Annotated in this window: 5 protein-coding genes and 2 pseudogenes; 4 read left to right on the top strand and 3 right to left on the bottom strand. The window is 30.5% G+C overall.

Annotated features, from left to right (window positions below; translation table 11 throughout):
- The 3 genes from K345_RS22865 to K345_RS0106625 form a co-directional block, all read left to right on the top strand.
- Positions 1-176 (top strand): integrase core domain-containing protein (locus K345_RS22865; protein WP_156888329.1); only part of this gene is annotated, 176 nt, incomplete at its 5' end.
- Positions 177-321: 145 nt separating this feature from the next.
- Positions 322-747: a GtrA family protein gene (locus K345_RS0106630; RefSeq protein ID WP_028973501.1), complete on the top strand. Its 426-nt coding sequence runs from the start codon at positions 322-324 to the stop codon at positions 745-747.
- 10 nt (positions 748-757) lie between these two features.
- Positions 758-1,723: a glycosyltransferase family 2 protein gene (locus K345_RS0106625; RefSeq protein ID WP_028973500.1), complete on the top strand. Its 966-nt coding sequence runs from the start codon at positions 758-760 to the stop codon at positions 1,721-1,723.
- A gap of 40 nt (positions 1,724-1,763) precedes the next feature.
- Here K345_RS0106625 and K345_RS0106620 read toward each other — a convergent pair whose 3' ends face one another.
- Positions 1,764-2,888, bottom strand: coding sequence for a glycosyltransferase family 1 protein (locus tag K345_RS0106620; protein WP_028973499.1), 1,125 nt, complete (start codon positions 2,886-2,888; stop codon positions 1,764-1,766).
- Positions 2,889-2,973: 85 nt separating this feature from the next.
- Here K345_RS0106620 and K345_RS0106615 point away from each other — a divergent pair, with 85 nt between their 5' ends.
- The gene (locus K345_RS0106615; RefSeq protein ID WP_028973498.1) at positions 2,974-4,032 is read left to right on the top strand and encodes a hypothetical protein; all 1,059 of its coding nucleotides are present in this window, start codon (positions 2,974-2,976) and stop codon (positions 4,030-4,032) included.
- Between the two features lie 28 nt (positions 4,033-4,060).
- On the opposite strand, the pseudogene K345_RS22260 reads toward K345_RS0106615, so the two are convergent.
- Both K345_RS22260 and K345_RS23460 read right to left on the bottom strand, forming a co-directional pair.
- Positions 4,061-4,540, bottom strand: a pseudogene (locus tag K345_RS22260) (transposase); the annotation flags it as partial.
- Positions 4,541-4,624: 84 nt separating this feature from the next.
- A pseudogene (locus K345_RS23460) lies at positions 4,625-4,892 on the bottom strand (hypothetical protein); the annotation flags it as partial.

Here is a 4,892-nt window from a genome sequence, read left to right as displayed (position 1 = left end):
TTAATAGAACTGCTAGACATGAATGGCTAGAGTTGAATATCTTCAAATCTATCTATCATGCACAAGAACTTGCGACAAGAGGGATGTGGATATACAATAATGAAAGACCTCATTCGTCTTTGGGCGGCATTACCCCTAGAATGGTTTTAGATAATTCTACAAATTACTCCTATTAATAATGGGGGGATTATAGGAGGAGACATCAATCTTTAGATGATGAATTCCTAGAAGATATTTATTATGGTAAAGTTAAATTAATATCTGCGTAATGACTGGTATGAATTTAATTAGACCACTGTATAAGAAGGATATTAAATTTTTATGAAACAAATAAGAAATTGGTTTATAGGTGATTCTTCTACATTATTAACTCAAGTAATTAGATATTTTTTTAGTTCTGGTTTTTCTTTTGTCATTGATTTTTCTATACTATGGTTATTAACTTCGATCTTTAACTTACACTATTTAATTTCAACACCAATTGCTTATTTAATGGGAATGGTTATTAATTATATAACTTCTGACCTATGGGTTTTTAGAGGTCGATCTATAAAAAATCCTAAGCATATTGAGTTTACTATTTTTCTAAGTATAGGCATGTTCGGGCTATTAATGAATCAAGGAATGATGTGGTTATTTACTGAGAAAGTCGGATTGTTTTATATATATTCTAGATTAGTAAGTGCACTGATTAATTATATAATAAAATTTTGGGCACGAAAAAAAATGATATTTAATAAGATTTAGGAGATCATCAATGAAATTAATTATACAAATACCTTGTTACAATGAAGCAGGAACATTAGCTGAAGCTTTATCCTACTTGCCTAGAAAAGTTGAAGGATTTGATATAGTCGAATGGTTAATTATTAATGATGGAAGTAAGGATGATACAAAAGAAATAGCCATAAAAAATGGTGTTGATTACATTGTAGATTTTCCTAAAAACAAAGGTCTTGCAGAAGGGTTTAAGGCCGGTATTTTTGAATCTATTAAGCAAAATGCAGATGTAATTGTTAATACAGATGCAGATAATCAATACAACGCTAATGATATTCCCAAATTAGTTCAGCCCATATTGAATGGGGAAGCAGAGGTTGTTATAGGTGAACGACCAATTAGTAATATAGGACATTTTTCTCCAATAAAAAAAGCTCTTCAAAAACTAGGTTCATACGTAGTTAGAAGAATAAGTAATACAGATGTTCCAGATGCCCCTTCTGGTTTTAGAGCTTTCTCAAAGGATGCTGCTATGCGATTAAACGTATACAATAGTTATACATATACTCTTGAAACTATAATTCAAGCTGGAAGATATAACATGGCAATTGCTTCTGTTCCTGTTAGAATTAATGAAGATTTAAGACCGTCACGATTAGTTAGTTCAATTCCTTCTTATATAAAAAAATCAATGGGAACAATGTTCCGGATCTTTGTTGTATACCAACCCTTTCGTTTTTTCTTTAACATTGGAATAGTTTTTATGCTTCTTGCATTATTATTAGGTATAAGATATCTATTTTTCTTTTCAATTGGAGATGGTAATGGTCATATACAATCATTAATTTTGACCTCTATACTGGCAGGATTTGGAGTACAAACTATTCTAACTTCCTTTATTGCTGATATTATTTCAGTAAATAGAAAATTAATGGAAGATATAAAATATGAGAATAGATGTTCACTATATAATAAGCAATCTTTTAATTCAGAACAAAATTGATTTTGAGTATAAATAGGCTTTGTATATTGGCCACATTAGTCTAATTTTTCATCATTTTCTTATTCAATTGAAGATAGAAGTTTTGGAGATAACTGGCTGTCTCTATAATATTATATCCTTTTCCATCAATGACATCTATTTTGTCTTCTCTGTAATATTCAAGATGACTAAGGATCCAATTAATCCATAATTTTATTGGATCCTTCAAAGATAATTTTGCAATGTTATTTGTTACAAACGCTTCGTTAGGAATTCCTTCAGATACTAAACAAGGAAGACCTGATGCTTGGGCTTCTATTGCTACTATACCTAAACCTTCAAATAAAGAGGGGAGAATAAATAAATCAAATGATTGAAGTAATTCTGGAATATCTGATCTAACACCTGCAAAAATAATATTGTCTTTCATTCCCATTCTTTGAGATATCTTTTCGATCTCTTGACGAGTTTGTCCGTCACCTACTAAAACCATACTAATGTCTTTACTTTTCTTTAATAATTCAAACATCAACTTTAACAAAAAAAAATGATTTTTTTGTGGATGAAATCTGCCGATGTGTCCTATAACATATTGTGTTGAGATTCCTAATTCATTACGTTTTTTTTCCCTAATAATTGGATTAAAAGAATATTTTTTTAGTTCTATACCATTAGTAATTACTTTAAATCTGTTTTCTTTTATAGCTTTATTTCCAAATAACCATTTTCCAGCATCTATTGAACATGCGAAAAGATAATCTGCGAAAAATCTAATAGGTAATTGCAAAACATTTTTTACAATTGCATTTAAACCAGATCCAGAGGAAGTATTATGGCTATGAGCTATGGTTGCACATCCTAATTTTTTTGCGATTTTAAGATATATCGATGCTGTACTTCTTATGTGTCCATGTATGATTCTATATTCACTGTGTTTTTCTAAAAAAGAGGTCCATGCCTTTTTATATTCAAAATGATTTATTCCCCTGTATTTTTGAATTGAGTATATTCTTCCACCAAGAGAATTAATTTCACTAGTGTATTCACAATTATCTTCTGTATGTACTATAAAATCGAATTGAATTAAATCTCTATTTATATTTCTATATATATTCATTATGAGAGTTTCAGCCCCACCACGGTCAAGTCGACCTAAAACATGTAAAATACGTATAGGTATATTCAAAGTTCAACTCCAGTTTTAATTTTGTTATAAATTAGCTATAGTCCAATTGCTTGCTCTTTTTTAGAAAACAAAATACATTCTATATATGTCTAGTATAACTATTTTAGCTTTTTTTGATAGAGTTTCTTTGTATCATACATTGACACCATTCTATAACTCTAAATACAAAAAGATGTTTTATATTACAGATAATGTAAAATATTGTCTTAAAAACGATAAAAATAAGATATTAATAATGGTTCGTCAGTTTCTAAAGCCAGATGTTGTGGATTTTGATTTATTGAAAAAAATTCGTGATAAGTATGAAAAAATTGTATTTTTTAATGGTAATGCAGGAGGTGGTATACCCCGTCTTGATATATTACCTTATGTAGACTTATTTTATAACAAAGCTCTCTATAAAGATAGAAATTTGTATAAACTCGAACATTATGGTGATGAATTATTTACTCAATATTATCATGAAAAATATCGTATAAATGACACCCCTACCCGAAAAAGGCCTATTTTGGAAAATGATGATGATCTAAAGAAATTGAGAGTTTCTTGGAATATTGGTATTGGAGAATATCCACGTCATAAGTTTAAGCAACGAGTAGGGGTCTTTTCTTCTCGTTACATTTCTTCATCGTTGGCACCTTTTTTCTATAATAGAAAAAATTACATCTTTGCTATAAAAGAAAAAACATTAGGTATTCATGCTAGATTGGGATTTGCATCTAGAGACACTATAGCTTTTCAACGACATCTTTTTTTAGAAAAAATAAAAAACCATAAAGACTTTATGACCGGTTTTGTATCTCAAAAACAATTTAATAAAGAAATTATTAAGTCCAAAATAATATTTAGTCCATTTGGCTGGGGGGAACTATGCTTAAGGGATTTTGAAGCAATTCTTGTCAAAGCACTGTTATTAAAACCAGATATGTCTCATTTAGAAACTTGGCCAGATATATTTAGAGACAAAGAAACTTATATAGCTTTAAAATGGGATGGTTCTGATTTTCTAACAAAAGCAGAACATTATTTAAAAGATAATAAGGCAAGGAACCGGATTGTCGATCATTCGTATAATAATTATATGTCATATATCAACAAAATAGACCAGCGTTTTGAATCTGTAATCAGTGAGATTATAAATTAATGTACCGTTCCCCTGCTTTTTGGGACCATTATGCTACTAATTTTTTCCGATATACCATAGGACTAATATATCCTATTGCTGAATGAGGTCGTTTCATATTGTATTTGTGTATCCAATCTGCAATCTTCTCAAATGCATCATCTTGATCCTTGAATCGGTAAAGCCAAACGCAATTCTCCTTAAGTGTTCGAAAGAAGCGTTCGATCATACCATTCTGTTCTGGAGTGTATGGCGTAGTATATTCTTGTTTTACATTAAATCTGCGGGTAACTTCGAGAAACTTCTTTGCACCAAAAATTAATCCATTATCTGATCTAAGAATTAGATTGTCTTCTTTTTTTATACCACGAATTATCAAAGCATCTTCTAGAGCTGCTGCAGCAACATCTGCTTTTGAAGAACTAGATAATCTCCATTGGGCAATACTTCGATCACAGCAATCTATAACTGCTGTCAAATGACATAACCCTGTACTGGTATAAACATGAGGCATATCTATAGCCCATCTTTCATTCGATCTTCCTGTTCTACTACTCCATCCTTGTACACGAGGTCTGAGACCTTTGTTTTTCTTATTTAACTGCCAATGGGTTCAACTTGATGATCCTATGAACTTTTTTCTATTTAACTTCCTGTTAAACCTTTGTCTCAAAATCGCTGTTATCATTCTTAAGCCCACAGCGGGTTCTTCTTCTATAATCTTTCTCATCTCTTCTTCTATTATCATATCTCTTTTGGGTTCTGCCCTTGTCTGAGTACGGTAATAAAAAGTTGATCTAAGTACCTCAAGAATCTTGCACATCTTCCTAATTGAGATATCTTTACCATCATTTATTAATTGGATCTTTATGGTTAATAGT

Origin of the sequence: Spirochaeta cellobiosiphila DSM 17781 (genome assembly GCF_000426705.1) — a bacterium.
In the GTDB taxonomy this organism is placed as follows: domain Bacteria; phylum Spirochaetota; class Spirochaetia; order DSM-17781; family DSM-17781; genus Spirochaeta_E; species Spirochaeta_E cellobiosiphila.
Note: the sequence above shows the minus strand (reverse complement) of the source record. Positions and strands in the feature narration are given on the sequence as shown.